Origin of the sequence: Paenibacillus sp. cl123 (assembly GCF_900101595.1) — a bacterium.
In the GTDB taxonomy this organism is placed as follows: domain Bacteria; phylum Bacillota; class Bacilli; order Paenibacillales; family NBRC-103111; genus Paenibacillus_G.
This window is the reverse complement of record NZ_FMYY01000002.1, coordinates 201,215-224,989: the sequence shown is the minus strand read 5'-3', so window position 1 is coordinate 224,989 and position 23,775 is coordinate 201,215. Positions and strand designations below refer to the sequence as shown.

The window sequence follows — 23,775 nt, the reverse complement described above, 5'->3', positions numbered from 1 at the left end:
CCAGCCGCCACAGCTGAAATAAGTCAACCCGCCCAGCCGCAGGGAGGGACTTCAGCTCCTGTCGATACTCGCCGGATTGCCTGATCGGCCGGCTCGGCAAAAGATGCTTTTTCTTTGGATGTATAGCAGGAATTAACGAAAATCATGTCGAAATTTAGCTGTATGACCTGGAAACTCACTCATCGTTTGCTTAAATATGCTGCTATTGTTCTTGTGTATGTCTCTATTCTCTTCGGCTTGCGCCTGCTCTGGTTCGGCGGAAGCCTTACGCAGCAGCAGCCGCAGGCTGCTCAAGGCATTCTCGATATGCGCGGCTGGGACTTCGAAAACTCTCGCCCCATATCCCTGGATGGCGAATGGGAGCTGTATCCCGGCCAGCTTATGACGCATGAAGACTTCAAAGGCCAGCTTGTTCCCTCTCCCCGGCTTCTTAACGTACCGGGCGATTGGAGCAGCGCTTTTCCAGAGGAACCGGACCGTTCTTACGGATACGGCACCTATCGATTGAGGATACTGGTCGACCGGCAGCTGGATCAGCCCTACGAATTCTGGATCAGACAAATTCAAGCGTCCTCGGAAGTGGAAATCAACGGTCAACAGGAGGCCGCCTTCGGTAAGCCTGCGGCGGAGCCGGACGCTTACGAGCCGAGAGTAATGTCGTATACGGCTATTTATACGAATGACCAATCTGAAGCCATTGAGTTATTGATACGAGTAGCTAATTATGACCATCCCGCGAATGGAGGTATCGTCCGATCCATCCGATTCGGATCGCAAGCGTCCATCGATACGGAGCGCATGTATTCCGTCGGCCTTCAACTGGCAACATTTTTGATCCTATTGCTTCACGGTCTATATGCAGGCATTTTATTCATCTTCAGTCATCGGGAGAAGACCTTTCTTGTGTTTCTTCTTCTGCTTGTGACCGCCGGAATGACCATTGTGACGGATCACGATTATCTGATTTCGATCTGGCTGCCGCTCGACTATTCCTGGGCTCTGAAGCTGAGGCTGCTCTCTTATATGTGGCTGAGCTTCTTCATTTTATGGATGTCGAGGAACTTCTCCGGCTTCTATGAGTGGAAAAAGCTTTATTACAGCTATGTCACCATTCTCTGCTTGTATACCGTCTTTGTCTTGGCGGCTCAGCCGACATTTATTTATTTCACGACCGAGGCCCGGGTATTTTCCGTGCTTTACTTGTTCCCTATCGTATGGTTCGTGATCCTGATCGGGAAGATGGTGCTTCGCCAGAAGAATGACGCCTTGTTCCTGCTATTCGCCGCATCCAGCATTGCTTCAAGCGTTCTCTGGGGAGCAGTCTTCCACAATGAGTCGGCAGGCCTCACCTACTATCCGATCGATGTTATGGCCGCTATAGTCGGCTTCTCCGCTTATTGGTTTAAGCGGTACTTCCGGCATGCTGCGGAAAATGCCCGGCTGAATGAACATCTGCAGGCGGCGGATAAACGAAAGGATCAATTTCTCGCGAACACCTCTCATGAGCTGAGAACGCCTCTTCATGGCATTATTAATCTCGCTCAGACTATCGCGGCGCAGGAAGGGCATCGGATGGACGAGCGAAACTCCCGCAATATGGAGCTTCTGCTGACCATCAGCCGACGCATGTCGCATATGCTGGGCGATCTGCTGGATGTGGCCCGGCTGCAGGAGCAAAGGATCGTCTTGACTCGCGAGCCGCTGCTTCTCCAATCCGTTGTCTCCGGAGTGTTCGATATGCTCTCTGCGGCGACCGACGGCAAGCCGGTTGAGCTGCAGATGGATTTTCCGGCGTCCATGCCCCCTGTACTGGCGGATGAAAAACGAATTGTGCAAGTTTTGTTCAATCTGCTTCATAACGCCGTGAAGTTTACCCATGAAGGCTCTGTTACCGTCTCCGGGGAAACGGAAGGCGGTCAGGCCATTATTCATGTCGCCGATACGGGAGTTGGGATGGATGAGGAAACGCTGGCCCGAGTTTTTTTACCTTACGAGCAAGGGCCGCAGAACAAAACCGGCACGGGCGGCATCGGGCTGGGGCTCAGCATCTGTATGCAGCTTGTCGAGCTTCATGACGGGATATTAACCGCTAGGTCTGTACCCGGTCAAGGGTCCGTCTTCAGCTTTACTCTGCCGCTGGCCGGAGAATCTGCTGAACAAATCGCAGCGGCCGATGAGGAAAGCCGTTCAACCGAACGCACAGAATCGGCGGTTGCGGCAGCCTTGGCGCCCGAGCGTGTCACACCGGTTCCACAGCAATCCGCAGCCGGAAAACTGAATATTCTCGCCGTAGACGATGATTCCATCAACTTAAAGGTGCTTAAGGGCATTTTATCGGATGAGCCGTATGAGATCCACACCGTACTAAGTGCCCAGGAGACATTGGAGCTGCTCGGAACCAGACGGTGGGACCTGTTGATCGCGGATGTGATGATGCCCCAGATGTCCGGCTACGAGCTGACACGTATCGTCAGGGAGCGCTTCTCGCTCTCCGAGCTGCCGATTCTGCTGCTCACCGCCCGCAGCCAGCCGGAAGATATCTACACCGGTTTTTTATCGGGAGCCAATGATTATGTCGCCAAGCCCGTCGATGCGACAGAGCTGATCTATCGGGTCCGGTCGCTAACCACGCTGAAGCGATCCATCGATGAAAGCCTGCGCATGGAAGCCGCGTATCTTCAGGCGCAGATTCATCCTCACTTCCTGTTCAATACGCTAAACTCCATCATGGCGCTCAGCGATATCGATCAGGAGCGAATGCGCAAGCTCGGCGACTCCTTTACCGCTTACCTGCGAATCAGCTACGACTTCCTGAATTCGCAGCGTCTGGCCCCGCTTTCCCATGAGCTGGAGCTGGTTCGCGCTTACCTGTATATCGAGAAGGAGCGGTTCGAGGAGCGGCTGTCCGTCGACTGGCAGGTGGACCCCCTGCTGGATCCGCTGATCCCTCCGCTCACGATCCAGCCGCTGGTCGAGAATGCGGTTAAGCACGGCTTGCTCAGCCGGTCACGTGGCGGCAACGTTCGGATTCGGATCGAACAGCAAGCCGACTACACCATTCTGTTCGAGGTGCAGGACGACGGGATAGGCATGGAGGACGCCAAGATTGCGCAGCTGCTTGCACGCGATCCGGGCCGTCCTTCCGGGATCGGACTGCGGAATACGAACAGAAGGCTGCTGCAGCTGTACGGACAGGGGTTAACGATCCGAAGCAAGCCGGGTGAAGGCACAACGGTTTCCTTCGTGATTGAGCTTCAGCGGGAAGATGCTGTAGTCTGAAGGCGCAGTACCTGCCATGATACATCCGCACCCGATTCATCAAGCTTAGCGCTATACAAGCAAGGGCCGCCCCGACTTTGACCGGGGCGGCCCTTGCTATCGTTTTCGTTTAGGAATGGAATTGCTGCCCGTCGTGAACGGCTTGCACATATCCGGCACGGATGACGAAGTCGCCGAAATGTTCGCCCTGCTGGCGCTCCTTCGCATAGCGGCCAAACATTTCTTTCAGCGATCCGAGTATTTCGGCCTCTCCGATCGTTTCCTTGTACAGCTTGTTCAACCGGCTTCCGTCGAAGCCGCCTCCGAGATACATATTGTATTTGCCCGGCGCTTTGCCGATGAACGAAATCTCGGCCAGCATCGGACGCGCACAGCCGTTCGGACAGCCGGTCATCCGGATCACAATCTCTTCTTGGCGAAGTCCCGCCTCATCCAGCAGCAGCTCCACCTTGTCCAGCAGCTCCGGAAGATAGCGCTCCGCCTCGGCCATGGCCATGCCGCAAGTCGGCAGCGCCACACAGGCCATCGCATTGCGGCGCAGCGCCGAATGATGGGCGCCGTCGGTCAGCTTGTACTGCGAGATCAGCTTCTCGATCTTTTTCTTCTGGCTTTGAGGCACGTTGCCAATGATCAGATTCTGGTTGGCGGTGAGGCGGAAGTCGCCTTCGTGGACCTTGGCGATCTCGCGCAAACCCGTCATCAATTGATAGTCGCCCTCGTCCTTCACTCGGCCATTCTCGATGAAGAGCGTGAAATGCCACTTGCCGTTAGTTCCCTTCACCCAGCCGTAGCGGTCGCCGTGATCCTCGAAGCTGTATGGCAAAGCGGCTGCCAGCTGCCAGCCCAGACGGCTTGTCAGCTCGCCAATAAACCAGTCCAGTCCCCGGTCGTCGATCGTGTACTTGAAGCGGGCATGCTTGCGCACCGCACGGTCGCCGTAATCGCGCTGGATCGTCACCGTCTTCTCGGCCACCTCGATGACTTGCTCCGGTGTGCAGAAGCCGATCACCTTCGCTACTTGCGGATAGGTCGCCGTATCGCCATGAGTCATGCCCATGCCGCCGCCCACGCAAACATTGAAGCCCTTCAAACGGCCTTTCTCCACAATCGCTATAAAGCCGAGATCCTGGGAGAATACGTCCACGTCATTGGAAGGCGGCACCGCTATCCCGATCTTGAACTTGCGCGGCAAGTAAACCGGTCCATAGATCGGCTCCTGCTCGGTTCCTTCCAAACTGTCGACGATCTTCTCGCCATCCAGCCAAATTTCATGATAAGCCCGGGTCCGAGGGTCCAGATGCGAGCTGATGCGCTTGGACCATTCATAAACCTCGGCGTGAACCTCCGATTGGAAAGGGTTCGGGTTGCACATCACGTTGCGGTTGACGTCGCCACAGGCCGCGAGTGTGCTGAGCATCGCATCGTTGACTTCGCGGATCGTATGCTTCAGATTCCATTTGATGACGCCATGCAATTGGAACGACTGTCTCGTCGTCAGACGAATCGTATCGTTCGCGTACTTCTGGGCGACGCGATCCATCATCAGCCATTGGTCGGCTGTCACGATGCCGCCCGCTGCGCGGACACGCAGCATGAACTGGTAAGCCGGCTCCAGCTTCTGCTTGTGGCGCTCGTTGCGAAGATCGCGGTCATCCTGCATGTAGCTGCCGTGGAATTTCATCAGCCGGTTATCCAATTCCGGGATGGAGCCTGTGATCCGGTCCTCCAAGGTTTCGACCAGACTGCCGCGCAAATAGTTGCTGCGGCGCTTGAGCTCCTCCACATCGCTGTGTCCGGCGGAATTGGGAGAAGATATTAAATTTGTAGCCATGGTGGGTAGTCCACTCCTCTCGTTCTGTATGCCAGGGCTAGTAAACGTCCCGTTGATAACGCTTCTCCTGCTGCATGCGGCTCAAATAGTCAGCAGCCGCTTCAGGGCTAAGTCCGCCTTCCTGCTGAAGAATGGCTGCGAGCGCCGCATGCACGTCATGCGCCATCTTCTTCTCGTCGCCGCAGATATAGACAACAGCGCCCTCCTGCAGCCATTGGTACAGCTCCTTGCTTTTTTCCAGCATCCGGTGCTGCACATACACTTTCTGATCCGTATCTCGGGAGAAGGCCACGTCCAGGCGGGTTAATACGCCGTCCTTCAGCCAGCGCTGCCACTCGATCTGATACAGGAAGTCGGTGGCGAAGTGCTGATCTCCAAAGAACAGCCACGATTTGCCTTGCGCGCCGATCTCCTCCCGCTCGCCCAGGAATGCGCGGAATGGCGCAACGCCAGTGCCAGGGCCGATCATGATGATCGGGGTATCCGGATTTTCCGGAAGCTTGAAGTTTGGATTTTGCTGAACGAATACAGGCAAACCGTCGCCCGGCTGCACGCGCTCTGCGAGATGAACGGAGCAAACTCCGTACCGCTCCCGTCCTTGCGCTTCGTACCGGACGGAGCGGACAGTCAGATGCACTTCGTCCGGATGAGCCTTCGGGCTGCTAGCGATCGAATAAAGGCGAGCAGGCAGCTTTCTCAGCACGGACACGAAATCCCCGGCCGGTACACCCTGCAGCGAATAATCCTGAACAAGATCAAGCAGATCGCGGCCGTACAAGTAAGCTCGCAGCTCCTGCTCACGCCCAGCTTCCAGCAGCGCCTGCAAACCGCTGTTGCCGGTTAGCTTGGCCACCTGCTCCAGCAGCGGCTTCGTCAATACGGTGATCTCGTAATACCGGAGCAGCGCTTCGCCAAGCGGGAGACGCTCGCCGGCTTTGCCCGCAGGTACGTCCTCCGAGCTGTTCCAGCCCATCGCCCCGATCAGCTCTTCGACCAGACGGGGATGATTCTGCGGATATACGCCAAGGCTGTCGCCGGGTTCGTACTGAAGACCCGAGCCTTCCAGCGACAGTTCGACATGGCGTGTCTCCCGATCCGAGCCGCGACCGTTCAGATTGAGATTCTCCAGAACTTCCGCCTGAAACGGATTCGATCTGGAATACTCCGATTCTTCGGAGATAACCGCCGCTCCGACCGAAGCTGCAACAGCCGCAGTCGCCGGACTTGCCGCCCCTGCTCCCTGCAACGACTGGACCACTTGCTCCGCCCATTGCTTCGCGGCATCGTCATAATCGACATCGCAATCTACGCGTGGGACGATCCGCTTGCCACCAAGCTCCTCCAGACGCTTGTCGAAATCCTTCGCCGTCTGGCAGAAAAACTCATACGACGTATCTCCAAGCCCAAGCACGGAAAACGACAAGCCGTCCAGCTTGGGCGCTCTCTTGCTATGTAAAAATTCGTGGAAGGAAATCGCGTTGTCGGGCGGCTCTCCCTCTCCGTGCGTGCTCACGAGGATAAGAAGATTTTGAACTTTTTTCAGCCCGTTTGTCTTATAATCCGCCATCGACGATAACGTGACTTGAAAGCCGTTCTCCTCGAGCTTTTTCGACAGCTTCTTGGCCAGTCCGCTGCTGTTGCCGGATTGCGAACCGAACAGCACCGTCACCTCTTTGGATACGGCTGCAGGCGCTTCCGCCGGAGCCGCAGTTACCGCCGTCACTGGCGCCGCCGCCGGAGCAGCGGAGACAGCGGAACCTGCCGCGAATCCTTGAGCCGCAAGATAGCCGCCCAGCCAAATTCGCTGTCCTTCCGTTAAGGTAGGGAGCAGTCGATTAAGCAGCTCTGCCTGTTCCTGAGTAAACGGACTGTTTGTTACTAATAATTCCACCGATTCTCCACCTCGCATAACTTCCCGTAAGTAATAACCCAGTATGGGTATCTGACTAGTTTATCATACTACAAACCTACCGGCAGTGACAGAGGGTGAGACCTATATTAATCTTATAAGTCTTATAAGGGATGCTGATAAAGCATGGATTTTGTCGAAATAAAGGCAAATTTCGAGCAAGCTCGGCATGAGATTTCTTATACGCGCCAGCGCTGCGCAGCAGCTTGCCTCGCCTGCGAGGAGCACAGCGCTGTGCGCCCCCCAAAGCTCGGAGTGAGAACAGCGGCCGGAACGGGCTTTCTGCCGCCACCGCTAGCTCCCTTCGCACGCCAAAAAGCCTGGCGTCTCATCTTGGGGACGTCAGGCTTTTTGGCGGCTCGCTCATGTCGCGGACTCGGTTCCGAACCGTTTCGCGTTGCGTGCCTTGGCTCGTTCGATCTCCACCTCGCGGTTGCGGGGCTCGGCCTGGGTAACCAGAGAATCCAGCAGATGTCCTGCCGCTTCCGCCACTTCCTTGACGGCGCGATGGAATGCCTCCTCGTTAGCCTTGGATGGCGTGTTGAAGCCGGTTAGCTTCCGCACAAACTGCAGGGAGGCCGCCTGAATCTCTTCCTCCGTAGCAGGAGGCTCGAAGTTGAACAAGGTCTTAATATTTCTGCACATGCCGCATGCTCCATTCCTGAAATAATATAGGCTTGCATAAGCGGTTGAGCCCCTGTGACGGCGTGCCTCCCGATGACCTGGCAAGGGATAAGGCGTCCCCTACCCTTGGAGATGACGGGACCTGGAAGCGTTCAGCTTGGGTAAGGCATACACGGCCGAGCCAGCCAAGCACAGCAGCATCCCGGTAATGACAAACACCCCATTCACATTCCAATACAAACCGACTGCGCCGCCTATCAAAGGTCCGATCATCGCGCCAAGCTGATTGGCGCTTGTTGTCAAGCCAAATGACCGGCCGCGGAATTCGGCGTCGGTCGCCCGAACGACCAGCGTATTGACGGAAGGAACGACACCCGCCATGAAAAAACCGAATACAAACTGCACGGTCGTAAACAGCCAAAGCCGGTCAACGAAAAATTGCAGCATGACCACAGACCCGGCCGCCAGCAGACATAAGCACATGATGGAGGAATACTCATGGACCTGCCCCTTCTTTCCCCAGAACGGGGATGCCACAATGCCGGCCAGTCCAATGATCGAAAAAATAATGCCGGATGTCAATACCGCCCCCTCCAGCTTGCCCTGAATATCTGCAATATGCAGCGTCAGCACCGGCTGGATCATGTTGACGGACAGCTGAAATACGACGAGCAGCAGCAGCAGAGGCAAAAGAGCGGGCCGCTTGAAAGCTTCCTTCCAGGTATGCGTAAGCCCCACTTTGGCGGACTTTTCCGGAGCAGCTGCCCTCTCTCCTTCCTTCACCCACACGATGACAGCGATGGCCGCTGCCAAAATAATAGCCGCCGCCACGACAAACGACATCCTCAGCCCGAACCATTCGGCCAAAAAACCGCCGACCAGCGGTCCCATAATTCCTCCGGTCATCGTACCCGCCTGCATCATCCCGAGGCTCCAGCCAAGCTGTTTCTCCGGTGCTGTCGAGGCGACGATCGACATCGAGGCAGGCACAAAACCGCCTACGAAGCCGTGCAGCAGGCGCACGCCGATCAACTGCCACGGAGTTTGCACCGCAGCTATCAGGCCATAGATCACTGCCAGGCTGATGCCGGCGCGCACGACCATTTTCTTCTTCCCGTACTTATCCGCCAGCGAACCCCATAACGGCGCCATGAGCGCGCCCATAAAGAAAGCGGAAGAATAAACGATCCCGGACCATAGATGAACGGAATCCGCATCGACTCCGAGCTCGAATAAGAACAAGGGCAGAAAAGGAACGGCCATCGTGTAGCTGGAGCTGCAGAGCAGCACCCCGGCGAAAAGAATCCAAAACGTTCGTTTCCAAGCATGCATGTCATCACCTGATTTCCTTATGTACGTTGTGCGTTTTACATCTGGCCTGCCCGCTGCCGGGCTTCCTGCAGAATGGGCGGCGCGCTTCTCAGCTCCTTTATCCAGTTTACTAGATTCCGGCCGATATGACTAATGTCCGCATCGTCTACCCGCTCAAACAGACGTCCCGCTTTACAGCAGCTGCAGCAGACAACACAAATAGGGCCCCCGCTTATCCATGATAACCGGAGGTCCCTACGCTTTCTTATTCCTATTCAATTTGCCAACAGCACTCCATTCTTCTTAAGATTTCGGTAAGCACCCCGCATGCCGTTATCTGAGGCACGCTTCGCTAACGTTGTCCAATGGAAACGCCACCTTTCCAAAAGCAAGAAGTGTTTAAGGGTGAAATTCAATCCGGACCGGCGATATCCGATTCCGAATTGAAACTTGTCAGCGTAAGTAGTTGGCTTTCTTGCCTCTAACTATAGTCTATTATTATATTATTGTAAATATTCAGAATTATCCGTCTATGCGCATTTTCGCCTAAAATTCCCCTTATTTCTCCGCCTCTCTTTTATTTCCTTAAAATTCCTTCGACCCATACATTTATCCCCTGAACCCGGCGCCGCTGTAAATATGTGCGACATGCTCAGCTTGTCCAGACCGATTCCGTATGCCGTTGCGCGGGCCGTATGCGGCACGATCCGGTAAATTTCAGTCCAGTACTTGGCACGCAAATCTCGTTTTCTGGACGCTCTCATGTTAAAATAGCTTTATATGTTTTTGATATGAAGAGTTCCAGCAAAACTCGCTATACATTTTCAGCATAGGAGGCCGGAGATTTCATGTCACTTCATCTAGCGGACACTTCCGCCATTTTTGATCAAGCCTACGCCGGCATGCCTGTAGGTGCGGCTTTGCTTGCGCCGGACGGCAGGATGCTGAAGGCAAACCTTGCCTTGTGCAAGCTGCTCGGATATGACAGCGCACAAGCGCTTGAAGAAGCATGGAGCACCCGCATCCATCCGGACGATACGACTGCGAACGAAGAGGCGGTCCGGCATATGCTGGCGAGCGGCCTCCCCTGTCCGCCATACGAGCAACGTTATGCGAAACATCAAGGGGGCTGGATTCGGGTTCTCATTCACGCCCAGGCAATCAGGGAAGGACAAGACACCCCGAAATACTTTTTGTATTTCGTTCAACCGGCATCCGGGCAGCCTCACATCCTGGAGGAACCTGGAAAAAACGATCTGGCCGGGTTGATGAATAAGCATGCTCAGGACATTATTTATATAGGTACGCCGGACGGCATATGCCTATCTTTGACGCCTTCGGTCACCAAGCTGCTGGGATATGCCCCCGAGGAGCTTATCGGCAAGAAGAACCTTGACTACTATCATCCGGACGACCTGGCTGAGCTGCAGGCTCGGACCTTTGCGGACGAGGGCTTGCTCTGCTTCCGTCTGCGGCACAAAGAAGGGTACTATGTTTGGCTAGAATGCACGTACAAGATAATCCGCAGCGCCCAGGGAGAACCGGCACAAGTATTGGGGATCGCGAGAGACATCACGGACAGGAAGCGCAAGGAGGACATCTTGGCGGAGGCGCAGCGCATTACGTTGCTCGGCAGCTGGGAGTGGGATATGATCACCCAGAAGCTGACTTTATCCGAGCAGATGTACCGCATTTTCAATCTGGACCCGGACAGCTTCTCCTGGCATAACCCGCAAGACCTGCTTCGTCTGGTCCATCCGGACGATCAAGGACTCGTACGTCGGGAAGTAGACCGGATCTTCACCGGTGAGACGATGACGCTGGAGTTCAGACATGTCACAGAAGACGGTGCTGTCAAGCATCTTCATATTCTGGGCAAACTCACCAATGACAGCAGCGGCAAGCATATCAAGATGGGCGGCACCGTGCAGGATATTACCGAACGCAAGCGGATCGAGCTGCAGCTGAAGGAGAGCGTCGAACGCTACACCTCGCTCAAGAAATATAATCATGACGGCATTATTTCGCTCGACCTGGAGGGCAATATCATCAATGCCAATAATGCCGCTGAGAAGCTGACAGGCCGGACGGCATCCCAGATGGCCGGCTCCAACATCTCGCTCTACGTTGGGGCGGATATCTTGTATTACCTGGCCAATGATCCGATCCAGGCCGAGTTATCCAAGCAGCTCAAAGGGCCGGACGGACATATATCCGATGTGATCCTGACGCTCGCGCCGATCGTCATCAACCAGAAAACTGTCGGGTATTATGTGATCGTCAAGGACATAACGGAACAGCGCAAGCTTATGATCGCCAAGGAAGCTGCCGAAAGCACCAACCGGGCGAAAAGCGAATTTTTATCCATGATGAGCCATGAGATCCGCACGCCAATGAACGGAGTAATCGGCATGGCCGATCTGCTGACGCAAACGACACAGCTAAGCGATGTTCAGAAGGAATATGTTGAAATTATCCGAAAAAGCGGCAGTACGCTGCTCATGATCATCAACGACATACTGGATTTTTCCAAAATTGAATCCGGCACAGCCTCATTGCGCCAGGAGGCTTTGGATCTTCGCGAGATCACAGAAGAAACGTTGGATCTTTTGTCCCAAACCGCACAGAAGAAGCAGCTCTCCTTCTCGCATACGATCGATCCGCAGGTTCCTGCTTCGCTGGTCGGCGATCCGGCCCGGATCAAGCAGATATTGATCAACTTAATAGGCAACTCGATCAAATTCACCTTGGTGGGCGGCATCGATTTGTCCATCGAGCTGATGGACCGCCGCTCCGGCCAAGTACAGCTGCAGATAGCTGTGCGAGACACCGGCATCGGCATTCCGAAGGAACAGGCCGAGATGGTCTTCGATCCCTTTTATCAATTGGATCACTTTATGACGCGGAAGACGGAAGGTACGGGCCTGGGACTGGCGATTACGAAGAAGCTTGTACACATGATGAACGGAAAGATATGGGTGGAGCAAACCGATGGACCGGGGACCAAGATCGTCTTCACGATCTGGCTGAATGAATGGCTCCCCACATCCGCGAAGGCAACAAGCTCAAGCGGGGAGATGCTGAAATATTCCCGCCCCCTCTCGCTGCTGGTCGCAGAGGACAATGAAATCAACCAGCTCGTCCTGCGCAGGATGCTCGAATCGCTCGGTCATCATGTTACGACAGTGAAAAACGGCATGGAAGCCGTGCAAGCCGTGCAGCAGCAAAGATACGATATCGTATTTATGGACATGCAGATGCCGCAAATGGACGGCTTGGAGGCGACCAAGCGGATTAAGCAATCCATGCCCCTCCACAGATGTCCGTTCATCGTAGCGGTTACGGCGAACGCCCTCTCCGGCGATCGCGAGAGATGTATCGCCGCAGGCATGGACGAATATATTGCGAAGCCGACCAAGCTTGAAGTTGTGTCGAGCATGATACAGAAGTTTGAGAAGTATAACAGATCCTTATATCTTTAGGCCGCCCTGGCACGCCGGGCGCCTGCTTACTTCCGTCCGGCGGCGTCCGGGCGGTTTTTCTTGCTTTTCTGGTTTCCCTCGTCGTTTAATGCCATGGTCAAGCTTTTGCAGTCCATCACCAAAATTTCCCCTTTATTGCCACATCTTTTTCTCATATGGAACCAATTTTCAATGCGTAACCCTAGAAAAGTGTGGTTTAATAGATATAGCGTATAGAAATACAGAGCAAAGGAGTCATGGCCATGAAAATAGGATCTTTTCTTCTTCCTAAGGACGAGGTATCGTTCATCACTTCCTCGGTATCCATGCGGGAAGCGATGGAGCAGTTGGAGCTTCATCACTATACAGCCATTCCCATCATCGACAGCGAAGGCAAATATATAGGGACATTATCCGAGGGCGACCTGCTGTGGAAGCTGAAGAATACGCCCGGCCTAAACTTCGAGAACATGGATCAGGTCCGGGTCATCGACATCAAAAAGCGGATCTACAATGAGTGCGTTTCGATTCACGCTCACATGGAAGATATGCTTGCTCTGGCTGCCGATCAAAACTTTGTTCCTGTCGTCGACGACGACCGCGTCTTTCTGGGCATCATCCGCCGCAAGGACATTATCGAATATTACACAAGAAACATTACCGACTGACCTTGGCTTTTATTCAGCAGCCGGGGATAAACGCCTCAAGACCTCTTTTGAAGCCGTGCGTAACCCACGAAATCGAACAATCACCGGAGCATATCTTTCTGAGAAGCAAAACAGGACCTCCTGCCGGCAGCAGGGGCCCTGTCTTAGGGCGTTGCATGAAGTTTTATATGCCGGGTCTGGCTATTCCGGGCGATCAGGCACGTTCCATTCGGGCGTCAGACTACACCATGCGTACGCGGCCCGCTTCGTCCACGACAAATTTCTCCTTGCGCACCCGCTTCTCTTCCTTATACAGCTCTACGGTCCGGTTAGGGCTCGCCGAATCGTCGATGACAACCTTCCAGCCATTCGACTCGAATAAGGCCACCACTTCTTCCAGTCCCATATCTTTGTATCCGTACAGCCCGCTCAGTCCCGCCCATCTTTTGAGCAGCACATTCGTGGAATGATTCAGTTTATCCGATGTTTCTACGATAGATTTCTTCTTCAGGGCCATGTTCGGTTGCCTCCAGCACTTATTGGTTTGGATACATACGTATCCGGTTCTCTGCGTAAACGACCTTCAGAACCACTGAAACGGCTCCGCCGCTCAGTTTCTTTTCCATTTCCGGGTCTCAAGCTCTTTCTTCAGGGCGGCTTCCACGGACTCGGCAAGCATATCGAATTTTTCGGCAACCGAAAATTTCAGCACGTTTCCGCAATGGGAACAGCGGCGCATTTGCAATTCGGTCGGCTTTAGACATGCCGGGCATTTGAACATCGGGAGTTAGACCACCTTTTTCACATGAGTTGCTTCCTCTAGTATTATATAATCTTCCTGCCGATTACGAAAGACGTGAAAGCTATCTTGATATAAAGATAATGGACGGCAAGCTGCTGGTATGCCGGCGAGACGCCCGGCAGTCAGAACCTGCCCGACTTAAATATAGCATAAACAAGCCAAAGCACGAGAACGGCGGCGATGCCGAGTCCGATCTCGATGACGGGGAATCTCCACAGCATCGATTCTTGGTGCCCCATGGACGATCCGATAATAAGTCCGACCATGATGATGCTGAGGGACAGAAGCACGATGCTGAACGACATTTTGTTCGTAATGCGGTCCATTTTATTCAATAAGGCCGTCAGCTCCGGCGCTGTAATTTCGACCCGCAGCTTTCCTCTTTGAACAAAGGTGCTCAAGCTTTTCAGGCTGAGCGGCACTTCGGTTATGAGATCCATGTAATCGGGGGTATCCTCGATCCATTTTTTCGCCAGCTTGCCCAGATCGAACTGCTCTCGGAACATCCGGCGCCCATAAGGCTCGGCCACGTCGAAGACGCTGAAGCTCGGATCCAGGGAGGTGACGACGCCCTCCATCGTCAGCAGCGTTTTACCCAGCAGAGTCATCTCGGCAGGAATCCGGATGCGATGGCGGAAGGCCACGCCGAAAAGATCATTGACCGCTTCCCCCATGCGCACCTGACTGAATGGAATCTTGTAATATTTATCCCTTAACTCATCCACATCGGCGCGAAGGGATACCGCATTCACATCGTCAGGAACGATGCCCATCTTAGTGATGGCGCGTAAAATACCTTTGGAGCTCTGGTTGCGGAGCGCGATGACGAGTGAAGCAAAATGCTTCTTCATCTCAGGCGACAGCCGTCCGACCATACCGAAGTCCAGCAAGCCCAAACGGCCGTCAGGCAGCACTAGGACATTGCCGGGATGCGGATCGCCATGAAAGAAGCCCTCCACCAGAATTTGGTGAAAAATGGCGGAGGCCAGCCTGCTCGCGATGAGCGTGCGATCGATTCCCGCTTGATCCAGCAGCGCAGGCTCGGACAAGCGGATTCCTGTCATAAATTCCATCGTTAACACTTTACGTGAGCCATACTCCCTGTATATTTCGGGCACGCTCACATGCTCCATCCGCTTGCATTGGTCCGCAAACTTCTCGCCGTTGCGCGCCTCGGCCATATAGTCAAGCTCCGCTCTGAGCGACTTGGTCAGCTCTTCCACAATTTCCCCCAGCCGGTAAAGCTTTGCCCATTCCAGCCGGTTTTCGGCGATCCGCGACAGCTCTGCGAGAATATCGAGATCCGCCTCGATCATGGCCGTGATCCGGGGGCGCTGAACCTTCACCGCCACAACCGTTCCGTCCGGCAGCTTGGCCTTATGCACTTGCCCGATCGAAGCGGAAGCGACCGGATGCGGCTCGAATTCGGCGAAGAGCTCGCCGATGCTGTCGCCGAGCTCTTCTTCTATGATCCGCACGGCCTCCTCATAGGAGAAGGGCGGCACCTTATCCTGCAATTGTTCCAGCTCCGCGATCAGGTCGGCCGGGATCAAGTCGGGACGGGTACTCGCGATTTGCCCCAGCTTGACGAAGGTCGGGCCCAGTTCCTCCAGAATGAGGCGAACGCGTTCATTGACCGTTTTTTTATGGATATCTTCTTGCGATCCGCCGCGAAAGAAGGTCACCGTCTCCGAAAATCCAAGCTCGTGCACCACAAAGCCGAATCCGTTGCGGACAAGCGCGGCAGCGATTTTCCGGAATCGCTGAAGATGGCGGAGCCTTCTTCTCACAATCATCGTCTTCCCTCCCAGGCGCCGTGCCTTGCCCTCTCTAGCTGTTCGGCTCGCCTCGTTCTGCCAGCAGCTGCTCTAACCGGTCCAGACGTTTCGCCAGCAGGGCGACCTCCTCTTTCGTGGCCCATTTTTTCTCGCCGATGATGGCCTGCACGCGTTCGCTGACGACCGACTCCATTTTTTGCCGCGCCTCTTCTCCCTTGCGGACAAGCTCGTCCACCATATCGGACGATTCGTTCCGGCTGACCTCGCCTTTTTTGACAAGCTCCTCAACCGCCTTCTCGATCTGCTCCTTGCTCTCCGCAGCCAGCCCGAACCCCAGAGATATCGCACGATTGAATAAGTCCTTCATCTACGTCCAGCTCCTTGTTTGTTGTTCTAACACTTCCGTACCTGTCTTACTTATATTACCACCACAGGGAATCATGAATACTTGGGATTGAAAAAAACGCTGAGTCTGTCGAAATTAAAGATCATACGGCCGGTTAGCTATGCATGAGTATATCCGAAAATACTGCGGTGACGGCAGAGCAAGACCAGCGGTAAGCTCTCTTGCTCTCCATGGCCGGTCGGCGCTTGTGCGCTTGCGCATGTCACCTGAGATCATGCCAGAAGTTAACCGGCTCCATATCCTCGCTCAAGGGAGCGAATCTATACCCATCCTCACGCAGCGCTTCGAGAATTCGCGGCAGTACCGAGACCGTTGCCGCCTGATCATGGAACAGAACGATCGGTGTCGTCTGCTTGGCTTTCAAGCGTCGAATGTCCGCCAGCACGTTCTCGTACAGCTTCTCCGGCTCCTGCGTGTACCGCCAATCGTTGGAATCTACGTTCCAATCCCAGAGATGGTAGCCCGCCTGCGCGGTCGTATCCCGGTAAGCTTCCGTGAACAGCGGCTTGCTTCCATACGGCGTCCGAATCAGCGTGGTCCTTGTCTCCGTTATTTTCTGGAGCCGTTTATTGGCCTGATTCATTTCCTCAAGGGCCGATTTCGGCGTGCGGTAAAACTTGTCGCTTTCATGCGTCATGCTGTGAAGACCCGGCTGATGCCCTTCGCGGACCAGGCGCTGCACGGCGTCCGGATAAGCAGTCATATGGCCGCCCAGCATGAAGAAGGTTGCTTTGGCTTCATAGGCTTTCAAACAATCCAGCAGGTCCATCGTGCTTTTGGAGGGTCCGTCATCGAAAGTAAGATAAATCGGCGGTTTTCTAGCCTCACGCTCCTGAGCGATCGCCTCCCTCACCTGCTCAGCGAACTGCTCGTCGCTTAATGCCGCCGCGCCGCTGGTCAGCCGGAGCAGCGGAATGTCAGGGAATACGGACAGCTCGTAGCCAAAATAGCCGGCGATATAAGCGACCGGCACCATCACCTCGTCCCGGCGCAAAAATTGCCACATGACGAAAGTCTGCTCCTGATCATTAATCGCCAGATTATCGTCATACAGCAGCTTCAGCGTACGCCCCGCTGACGACAATGTGAGCTGACGCTCCGCCGTCTCAAGCTTGATCTGCATCGCATCTGCGAGCGGTCGGACCGGTGCGAAGGAAACCCCGCTATGTACCTCAGGAGGAATCGTCCCGAAGTCCGGACGTTCGTCATTGACCCCGATCCATAACTCCGGTTCATTCGCTTGAGCCGACGCCGAACTGACAAAGACGGGAAAAAGCAGGATCATCCCTAATAGGGTGAACATAGCGGCACAAAAAGCTTTGGTTTTCCGTGTATAAGTATGCATAGAAACACCTTTCTGATTCTTCAAGCTGCTGGAGCTTAGCGGATCAAAGGTAATAATTCTATGCGCGGCTGCGATTTCCTGCTCAAGCTTGGGGATGCAGGCAGGGCACATTGAAAAACACCGCAGCCAGCCGGCCCATAAAACCTCTGTGTGCATGCCTTATATTTGTGCGCAAGCGGGAGTGGGCACGGGACCTCCGGCCGTTTTCGAAGTCGCGGATTTCCGTAAACCTCCGCTCTGGTTAGACATGCTATGAGCTAGGATTAACGCCTTACGGCGTCGAACAATATCCTATGTATCCTAGGATAAAAATAGGTATCCTCCAGTCCAATTCCATGACCGAGGATACCTTTTATCAATGCGCTTGACCAGACTCACGGTCGTCTTTGGCAGCTTGACTCTTGCTTTTCAAAGCCTCAAGCTCAGCGCGGGTAAATCCGGTGGCATCGGCAATGATATCTATATCCAAACCCTTACTCAGCAGACGCAGCGCCACATCTACCTTGGCATTCTGCTCCCCCCGTTCGATCCCCTGCTCGTAGCCCCTTTGCATGGCCCTGTCCTCAAATCCCTCAAACGCCTTTTCGAATTTCGATATCATCGTCCTGACCTCCCTCGGCCTTGCATATTTGCCCAAGATGTCGTTCATTTTAGTTCTGCTCGATTCCGATAATCCAGAATACGTGATGAGTTTCATCCAAGTCTGGAACATCGGGAACAGATCATCGTCCATTCGCTCGAGAACGCCGATCAGTTGCTCCATCTGCTCGATGAACGTGTAAATATCAGGCTTGCGCTCCAATAAAAATACGGCCCCAATAAAGTTGGACAAGCGAAGCAATTGTTCTTCGTTATACTTATGAATATCGATGAGGATATACCGAAAGTCAAGAAGCTCCCCGCCAAACCATTCCTGGCCGTCCAGCGTTTCCCGAAAGCTTCGGCATGCCGTCCAGGCGGCTTCGCCATTGTATAGAACGATCGGCACAACCGCGGGCAGCCTGAAATCCTTGCGCGCCGCTTCCAGCTTATCCGTATTTTTGAGCACATCCCGCCATATTTCCGTCATGTACTGGAGCAGACGATAGGGCATTTGGAAATCTACACGGGATTGCATCTCCAGCAGCACATAAAAAATAATGTTCCGGTCATTCAGGTGCAGCTGATATACCAGATCGGCTTCCTTTTCCCGAAAATCATGCAAAATATAAGATTTGTCTACCTTGGTCAAATGTTCTTCGTCAATTCGAGTGACCCAGCCTTGATCGACAAAGCTCTGGAGCAGCTCTACGAACACACGCTTGCTGGACAGCAGATACTTGTATGCCTTGTCATGCTGATGGTGAATTCCTTCAACTGGCTCCTGATTCACATCGTCCACAACATCACTCCAATTTGACCTCGCCCTTGTATTCATTATACGTGATCTAGCGCTAAAATGAAACAAACGTTCTGCTTGGACTTCGCCCCAACGCCCCTCAGTCGAGCATCAATATCTCGCGAAGCTCCTGCTCGGACAGCGTAGACAAAGACTCATGACCAGGCTGAATCACCTCATCGGTCAAATGCTTCTTGCTCTGCTGCAGCTTAAACATCTTCTCCTCCACCGTCCCCTGCGTGATGAGACGAATGACCTGGACAACCTGCTTCTGTCCCATCCGATGCGCGCGGTCAGCCGCCTGCTGCTCCACAGCAGGATTCCACCACAGATCATACAGAACGACCGTATCCGCCCCAGTCAGATTCAGTCCTGTTCCTCCCGCCTTTAACGAGATCAGGAACACGTCACGCTCGCCGTCATTGAACCTTTCGCACAGCTCAACCCGCTCCGAAGCCGGTGTGGCCCCGTCCAAATAAAACAGCGGCACTCCCCGATAGCCCAGCTCCCGGCGAATCAGACCCAGCATCTCGGTAAATTGGGAAAATATAAGCATACGCTTCCCGGCGCTTCGGCATTCCTCCACGATCTCCAGCAGCTGCTCAAACTTGGCCGAGCCTCCGTCATAGCCTTCGACGAACAAGGCCGGATGACAGCAAAGCTGGCGAAGCCGGGTCAGACCGGCAAGAATGCGAATGCGGTTGTTCCTGAAGCCGTCTTCGCTCAGATGCTTCAACGCTTCTTTCTGAAGCTTGGCAAGATACGCCGTATAGAGCTTCTTCTGCTCGGGCAGCAGCCCGGTCGTCTGCACGGTCTCGATTTTCTCCGGCAGCTCCTTCAAGACATCTGTCTTCAGCCTGCGCAGCAGAAAGGGGCGGATACGGCGAGCTATCGTCTCCCGCGGCAGCTCCTCGAACGCTCGCTTATCCGAAAACAACTGAGGGAATACAGCATCCATAATCGACCACAGCTCGTCCAGACCGTTTTCTATAGGCGTCCCGGTGAGCGCAAAGCGGTGCTTGGCCTGGAGCGCCTTGACCGCCTGCGCGGTTTGCGTGGCATGATTTTTGAATGCCTGGGCTTCATCCAGAAGAAGCGTATGAAACGTATGCTTCGCATACAGCTCCGCATCCCGGCGCAGAAGCGGATAGGAAGTCAGGATGACATCCGCTTGGCCGAGCGGTCCGCTTATGCCGCCCTCCAGAGCCGCGCTGCGTTCATTCGGGCTCCCGTCAGCGATAAGGGTTCTGATCTCCGGAGCGAATTTTTTCAGCTCGCTGTACCAGTTATAGACCAGGGACGCAGGGGAAACGACGATAGCAGGCATGCTCTGTCCGCGTATCTCGGGGAGCACAGATACGAGAAACGATATGCTCTGCAGGGTTTTTCCAAGCCCCATGTCGTCTGCCAATATGCCGCCGAACCGGTAAAAGGCGAGCGTCTTCATCCATTGATACCCGTAGGTCTGATAGCCGCGGAGCACGCCGCTCAGACTTTCCGGCACGGGGAAGTCCAGTTGATCGGGATTTCGGATATGGTCGAGCAGCTGACGCAGCGATTTGCCCAGGCTAACCGTGCCCAGCGGGTCAGACGAATCCAGCAGATGAAGACCGCGTGAGACGGGAAGCCTGAACGACGCGCTATTCAGATCTCCCTTGTACGGCCCCATGGCGTTGATGAACCGGACGATCTCCTGAAACGCCTCGGTTTCCAACGGCAGCAAAGCGCCGTTCGGAAGCCGGTAATATCTGCGCTTCTCCTCCAGCGAAGCAAGCACCTCGCGGACAGCCGCTTCGGGGATGCCAGCCATATCGAAGGAGCATTCCAGCCAGTCGGTGCGTTCGTCGATATCGACCCTTATACGCGGCGTGACCGGCGCCGGAAGCACTCTGATCTTCACCGCCGAGGTCGCATAGACGCGAACGAGCTTCTCCAGCTGCGGCAAGACATGGTACAGAAATTCGTATTCGGCCTCTTCGTCATCCAGCACATATCCGCTTTCCGTCTTGGCGAACGACGCGCTTTCCATCAGTTCAAGGATACGGCGTTCCCTCTCTCCGTCCCGCATCAGAATCCGGTCAGCACCGCGCGCATTTTCCCCGCTCTCGAGCGGATTAATCACGATATCCCCGTAATGAAATTCCAATCCGGCGAGCAGGCGATCCTTCACGCGATCCAGATAAAGCTTGGCCAGCAGCGCCGTCTGCAGCACCCGGTCGGATATTTCCTGCGCGATCCGAACCGTCCCCAGCTTCATCAAGCCGGGAACGACCTTATCCATAAACGTCTCCATCTGCCCCGCCGGGATCGGAATGGTATGGCCGTGTGACGCCAGCAAAGCCGACTTCAAGTCGGCAAGCTGCTTGCATGCGTCGGCAGAGACTTTCAGCAGCTTGCCTCCGGCGCACACCATTCCATAAGCTTCCATCACAGTCAGCTCGTCCAATCCTTGAACGGTCAGCTGATAACTCCCCCGCGGCTTTTCCCGTCTGGCATCGAATTCAAAGACGAGGGGGAGCGGTTCGTCAGCGAGTTGAATGCCGCTCAAGGAGCCGCTTGCAGCCATAAACCTGCCTCCGGGCGCCTTCACAAGCAGCGGAAGCAGAGCAGCCCAGGATGCCGGAGGGATGAGCAGCATGCGCTCGCCGCTTTTACCCGCATCGAAGGACGGATACAGGCTGACCGTCTCCCGGTATAATTGTTCATTGCGCAAGACGCGGATCAGCTCCTGCAAGACGGCGTCGTCTTCGGCACGGAAGGTGTGCCGGTCGGGATCATAGGCAAAATGCTTGGAAAACGCGCAGCTCTCCTGAGCGCCGATGCGCTCGAGCAGCTCACGGATGCGGGAGACGACGTACGGCTTTTTGGCCCCCAGCCTCAGCTCCAAGCCAAACATATATTTACCTTTGCCGGCGTGGAAGGAACTGAGAATAAACTCTGTCTCAAGCTTCGTTCGGCCATCCGCCACCGTGCGGAGCATGCTGCGCCTGAGCGGTCTTCCGGCAAATAAACCAAGCACCGTCTGAGCGAGCATTCCCTCCTCTTCAGGCCTGCCGGAATTCCCTGCTCCCGGGGCATCCGGTTTTGTCCTGACAGTTTCTGCCGGAGATAAACTCGACGCGGGCGATCGCAAGCGAGCCTGGGAATGATCGTCCTCATCCTGGCGCATCTTATAGAGAAGCACGGACGCGATATGCTCGCAATACTGCTCTTGTTTCGAAAACTCCGGACAAGAGCAGCCGGCGTACACGTTCCCATGAGCGTCGATCTCTACCGATACCTGATGATGCTCGTTGTCCCGGACAACCGCTTCGCAAACCGGGTCTTCCGGGTCGCGCGCTCTAAGGCTGACTCTGCCTGAACGCAAATGCGTCTTTCCCTTCCGGAAGGCGGCAGGATCGCACAACAGCTTAATGATTCGTTCGGTCAGCTGAAAACTCATAAATCATCCCCCTTTCCTTATCATTCCAAAAAAACCGGTGAGCGGTCTGCGGCATACTGTCGATGGGGGATTCCATTCGCAGTTTCAAACTCCCCTTCGGCTTCCGGCCATTTGGCCACCGGACTTCTAACGAAAAACGCCCTGCCGGGCAGCCGCTGTAAGCGGCAAACCGGCAGGACGTCAGGGGACTGCTCATGCAGTATCAGGAAACGACACCGCACTCCTTGCGGCAGTCCCCGCTTTTACAGGCATGGTAATTGCCGATAAAATCCAGGCGATGATCCGTCACTTGAAAACCGTATTCGCGCAGAAGTCGTTCCTCCAGCTCGAGGAGCCAGTCATCCTTGATTTCATTCAAAGCCCCGCATGTATGACAGATCAGATGATGATGCATATGATCATGATCATCGCTGCGAAGATCGAAGCGGGCGACGCCGTCGCCAAAATTCATCTTCTCCACAATATGAAGCTCAGCCAGAAGCTCCAGTGTGCGGTACACCGTAGCAAGTCCTATATCCGGGAATCTCTCTTTGACCAGCATAAAGACATCCTCGGCGCTCAGATGATCCGCCTCGTTCTCCAGCAACACTCTTAAGGTTACCTCCCGCTGCGGGGTAAGCTTATGCCCCTTCAGCATCAACTGCTGCTTAAGCTTGTCAATCTCGTCCACGATGCTCACCATCGGAGGACACCTCCCCATCTATGCCTTCAAGGCCCGACTCCTGTTAAGTGAACCGCCGCTTCTACTCGTAATATTTACGTCAGCAAAACAAAGCGTCCTCCATGTTAAAGCAGGCCATGACTACCTGTCTTCACTTCAACTCAATAAACAATGATACGTTGTTATTTTAACATAGAAAGTTCGGATCTGTCATGCGCCCATATATTTTAACACTAAAATATTTAGCGTTGACAAAAAACTGAATTTTAATTACACTGTTCACATATTAGACAAAATAAATATCGGTTTGGAGATGAATGTCATGGACAACATCAAGTCGGTCGTAAAAGGCATGGTATTCGGTTTGTTTGGCTTTGCCGCCCTCCCTTTCCTTCTTATCCAAAGTATCGTAGAAATGTTCGGATAGATCGCGCCTGTCATCAAGTTGAATAACCCGGCCAGCGGCCGGGTTGTTTCATCTTCACACATACTCCCGTCATATTCCGACAACTAGGGTTTCAAATCGCCATACAGGGTTTAATAGATGGCAGAAACATGTTGAAGGGAGTCGAACCATGTATTATTGTCTAAGCTGCTGTCGATTGCATCCGCTTGACTATTCCACTCATGAACGCATATACAACTCCGGATTTCGTTACATCGACCAAATCCTTTACAAGGCCGGCATTTGCTCCCCGATGAGCGAGCATCCCAATCCCGAGTGGCGCAAGCCTGCATGCTAGCAGGCTTTTTCCCAAGACCGCTAACCTACGAATGCATTCTCGAAAAAGCTCCTGATCAGGAGCTTTTTTCTTATGGCAGCCGAACAGCCCGATTGTCCTGCTCTCCAGCGGATCAACTTGTAGCAAGCCTGAATAATTTGCGCGTTCCAGAAGCAGGC

General features: G+C 54.3%; 15 protein-coding genes. 4 read left to right on the top strand and 11 right to left on the bottom strand.

Translation table 11 applies throughout. From position 1 onward, the window contains the following. Positions 1-144 precede the first annotated feature (144 nt). On the top strand, positions 145-3,279 hold the full coding sequence (locus BLR08_RS05085; RefSeq protein ID WP_072327581.1) for a hybrid sensor histidine kinase/response regulator: 3,135 nt from the start codon (positions 145-147) through the stop codon (positions 3,277-3,279). 109 nt (positions 3,280-3,388) lie between these two features. Here the strand turns inward: BLR08_RS05085 and cysI are convergent, their stop codons facing one another. The 4 genes from cysI to BLR08_RS05065 all read right to left on the bottom strand — a co-directional run bounded on the left by cysI (position 3,389) and on the right by BLR08_RS05065 (position 8,975). Beyond that, complete coding sequence (gene cysI, locus BLR08_RS05080; protein ID WP_072327582.1) at positions 3,389-5,110, bottom strand: assimilatory sulfite reductase (NADPH) hemoprotein subunit; 1,722 nt, start codon at positions 5,108-5,110, stop codon at positions 3,389-3,391. 37 nt (positions 5,111-5,147) lie between these two features. After that, positions 5,148-7,001 (bottom strand): assimilatory sulfite reductase (NADPH) flavoprotein subunit, encoded by a 1,854-nt coding sequence (locus BLR08_RS05075; RefSeq protein WP_072327583.1) that lies wholly within the window; start codon positions 6,999-7,001, stop codon positions 5,148-5,150. A 381-nt stretch (positions 7,002-7,382) separates the two neighbouring features. Continuing rightward, positions 7,383-7,664 (bottom strand): DUF2277 domain-containing protein, encoded by a 282-nt coding sequence (locus tag BLR08_RS05070; RefSeq protein ID WP_072327584.1) that lies wholly within the window; start codon positions 7,662-7,664, stop codon positions 7,383-7,385. Between the two features lie 99 nt (positions 7,665-7,763). After that, positions 7,764-8,975 carry an MFS transporter gene (locus BLR08_RS05065; RefSeq protein ID WP_072327585.1) on the bottom strand — a complete coding sequence of 404 codons (1,212 nt, stop codon included), beginning with the start codon at positions 8,973-8,975 and terminating at the stop codon, positions 7,764-7,766. Positions 8,976-9,802: 827 nt separating this feature from the next. Between BLR08_RS05065 and BLR08_RS05060 the strand changes: the two genes are divergently transcribed. Continuing rightward, entirely contained in the window at positions 9,803-12,436 is a 2,634-nt protein-coding gene (locus tag BLR08_RS05060) for a PAS domain S-box protein (protein WP_083536577.1), read from the top strand. Positions 12,437-12,678: 242 nt separating this feature from the next. Beyond that, positions 12,679-13,083 carry a CBS domain-containing protein gene (locus tag BLR08_RS05055; protein WP_072327586.1) on the top strand — a complete coding sequence of 135 codons (405 nt, stop codon included), beginning with the start codon at positions 12,679-12,681 and terminating at the stop codon, positions 13,081-13,083. 220 nt (positions 13,084-13,303) lie between these two features. On the opposite strand, the gene BLR08_RS05050 is transcribed toward BLR08_RS05055, so the two are convergent. The 7 genes from BLR08_RS05050 to BLR08_RS05020 all read right to left on the bottom strand — a co-directional run bounded on the left by BLR08_RS05050 (position 13,304) and on the right by BLR08_RS05020 (position 22,895). Then, positions 13,304-13,579 carry a hypothetical protein gene (locus BLR08_RS05050; RefSeq protein ID WP_072327587.1) on the bottom strand — a complete coding sequence of 92 codons (276 nt, stop codon included), beginning with the start codon at positions 13,577-13,579 and terminating at the stop codon, positions 13,304-13,306. Positions 13,580-13,986: 407 nt separating this feature from the next. Further along, a complete protein-coding gene (locus BLR08_RS05045) occupies positions 13,987-15,660 on the bottom strand; it encodes an ABC1 kinase family protein (protein WP_176835418.1) in 1,674 nt (557 codons plus the stop codon). A gap of 34 nt (positions 15,661-15,694) precedes the next feature. Further along, positions 15,695-16,009 (bottom strand): phasin family protein, encoded by a 315-nt coding sequence (locus BLR08_RS05040; protein WP_072327588.1) that lies wholly within the window; start codon positions 16,007-16,009, stop codon positions 15,695-15,697. 241 nt (positions 16,010-16,250) lie between these two features. After that, positions 16,251-17,393, bottom strand: a complete 1,143-nt coding sequence (locus BLR08_RS05035) for a polysaccharide deacetylase family protein (RefSeq protein WP_072327797.1) — start codon at positions 17,391-17,393, stop codon at positions 16,251-16,253. Between the two features lie 355 nt (positions 17,394-17,748). Next, positions 17,749-18,774 (bottom strand): Rpn family recombination-promoting nuclease/putative transposase, encoded by a 1,026-nt coding sequence (locus BLR08_RS05030; protein ID WP_176835417.1) that lies wholly within the window; start codon positions 18,772-18,774, stop codon positions 17,749-17,751. Positions 18,775-18,871: 97 nt separating this feature from the next. Further along, positions 18,872-22,213, bottom strand: a complete 3,342-nt coding sequence (locus BLR08_RS05025) for a DEAD/DEAH box helicase (RefSeq protein ID WP_072327589.1) — start codon at positions 22,211-22,213, stop codon at positions 18,872-18,874. 202 nt (positions 22,214-22,415) lie between these two features. Then, complete coding sequence (locus BLR08_RS05020; RefSeq protein WP_072327590.1) at positions 22,416-22,895, bottom strand: ferric iron uptake transcriptional regulator; 480 nt, start codon at positions 22,893-22,895, stop codon at positions 22,416-22,418. A gap of 554 nt (positions 22,896-23,449) precedes the next feature. On the opposite strand from BLR08_RS05020, the gene BLR08_RS32085 reads away from it, so the two are divergent. After that, positions 23,450-23,617: a DUF3973 domain-containing protein gene (locus tag BLR08_RS32085; RefSeq protein WP_176835416.1), complete on the top strand. Its 168-nt coding sequence runs from the start codon at positions 23,450-23,452 to the stop codon at positions 23,615-23,617. Positions 23,618-23,775: the final 158 nt, after the last annotated feature.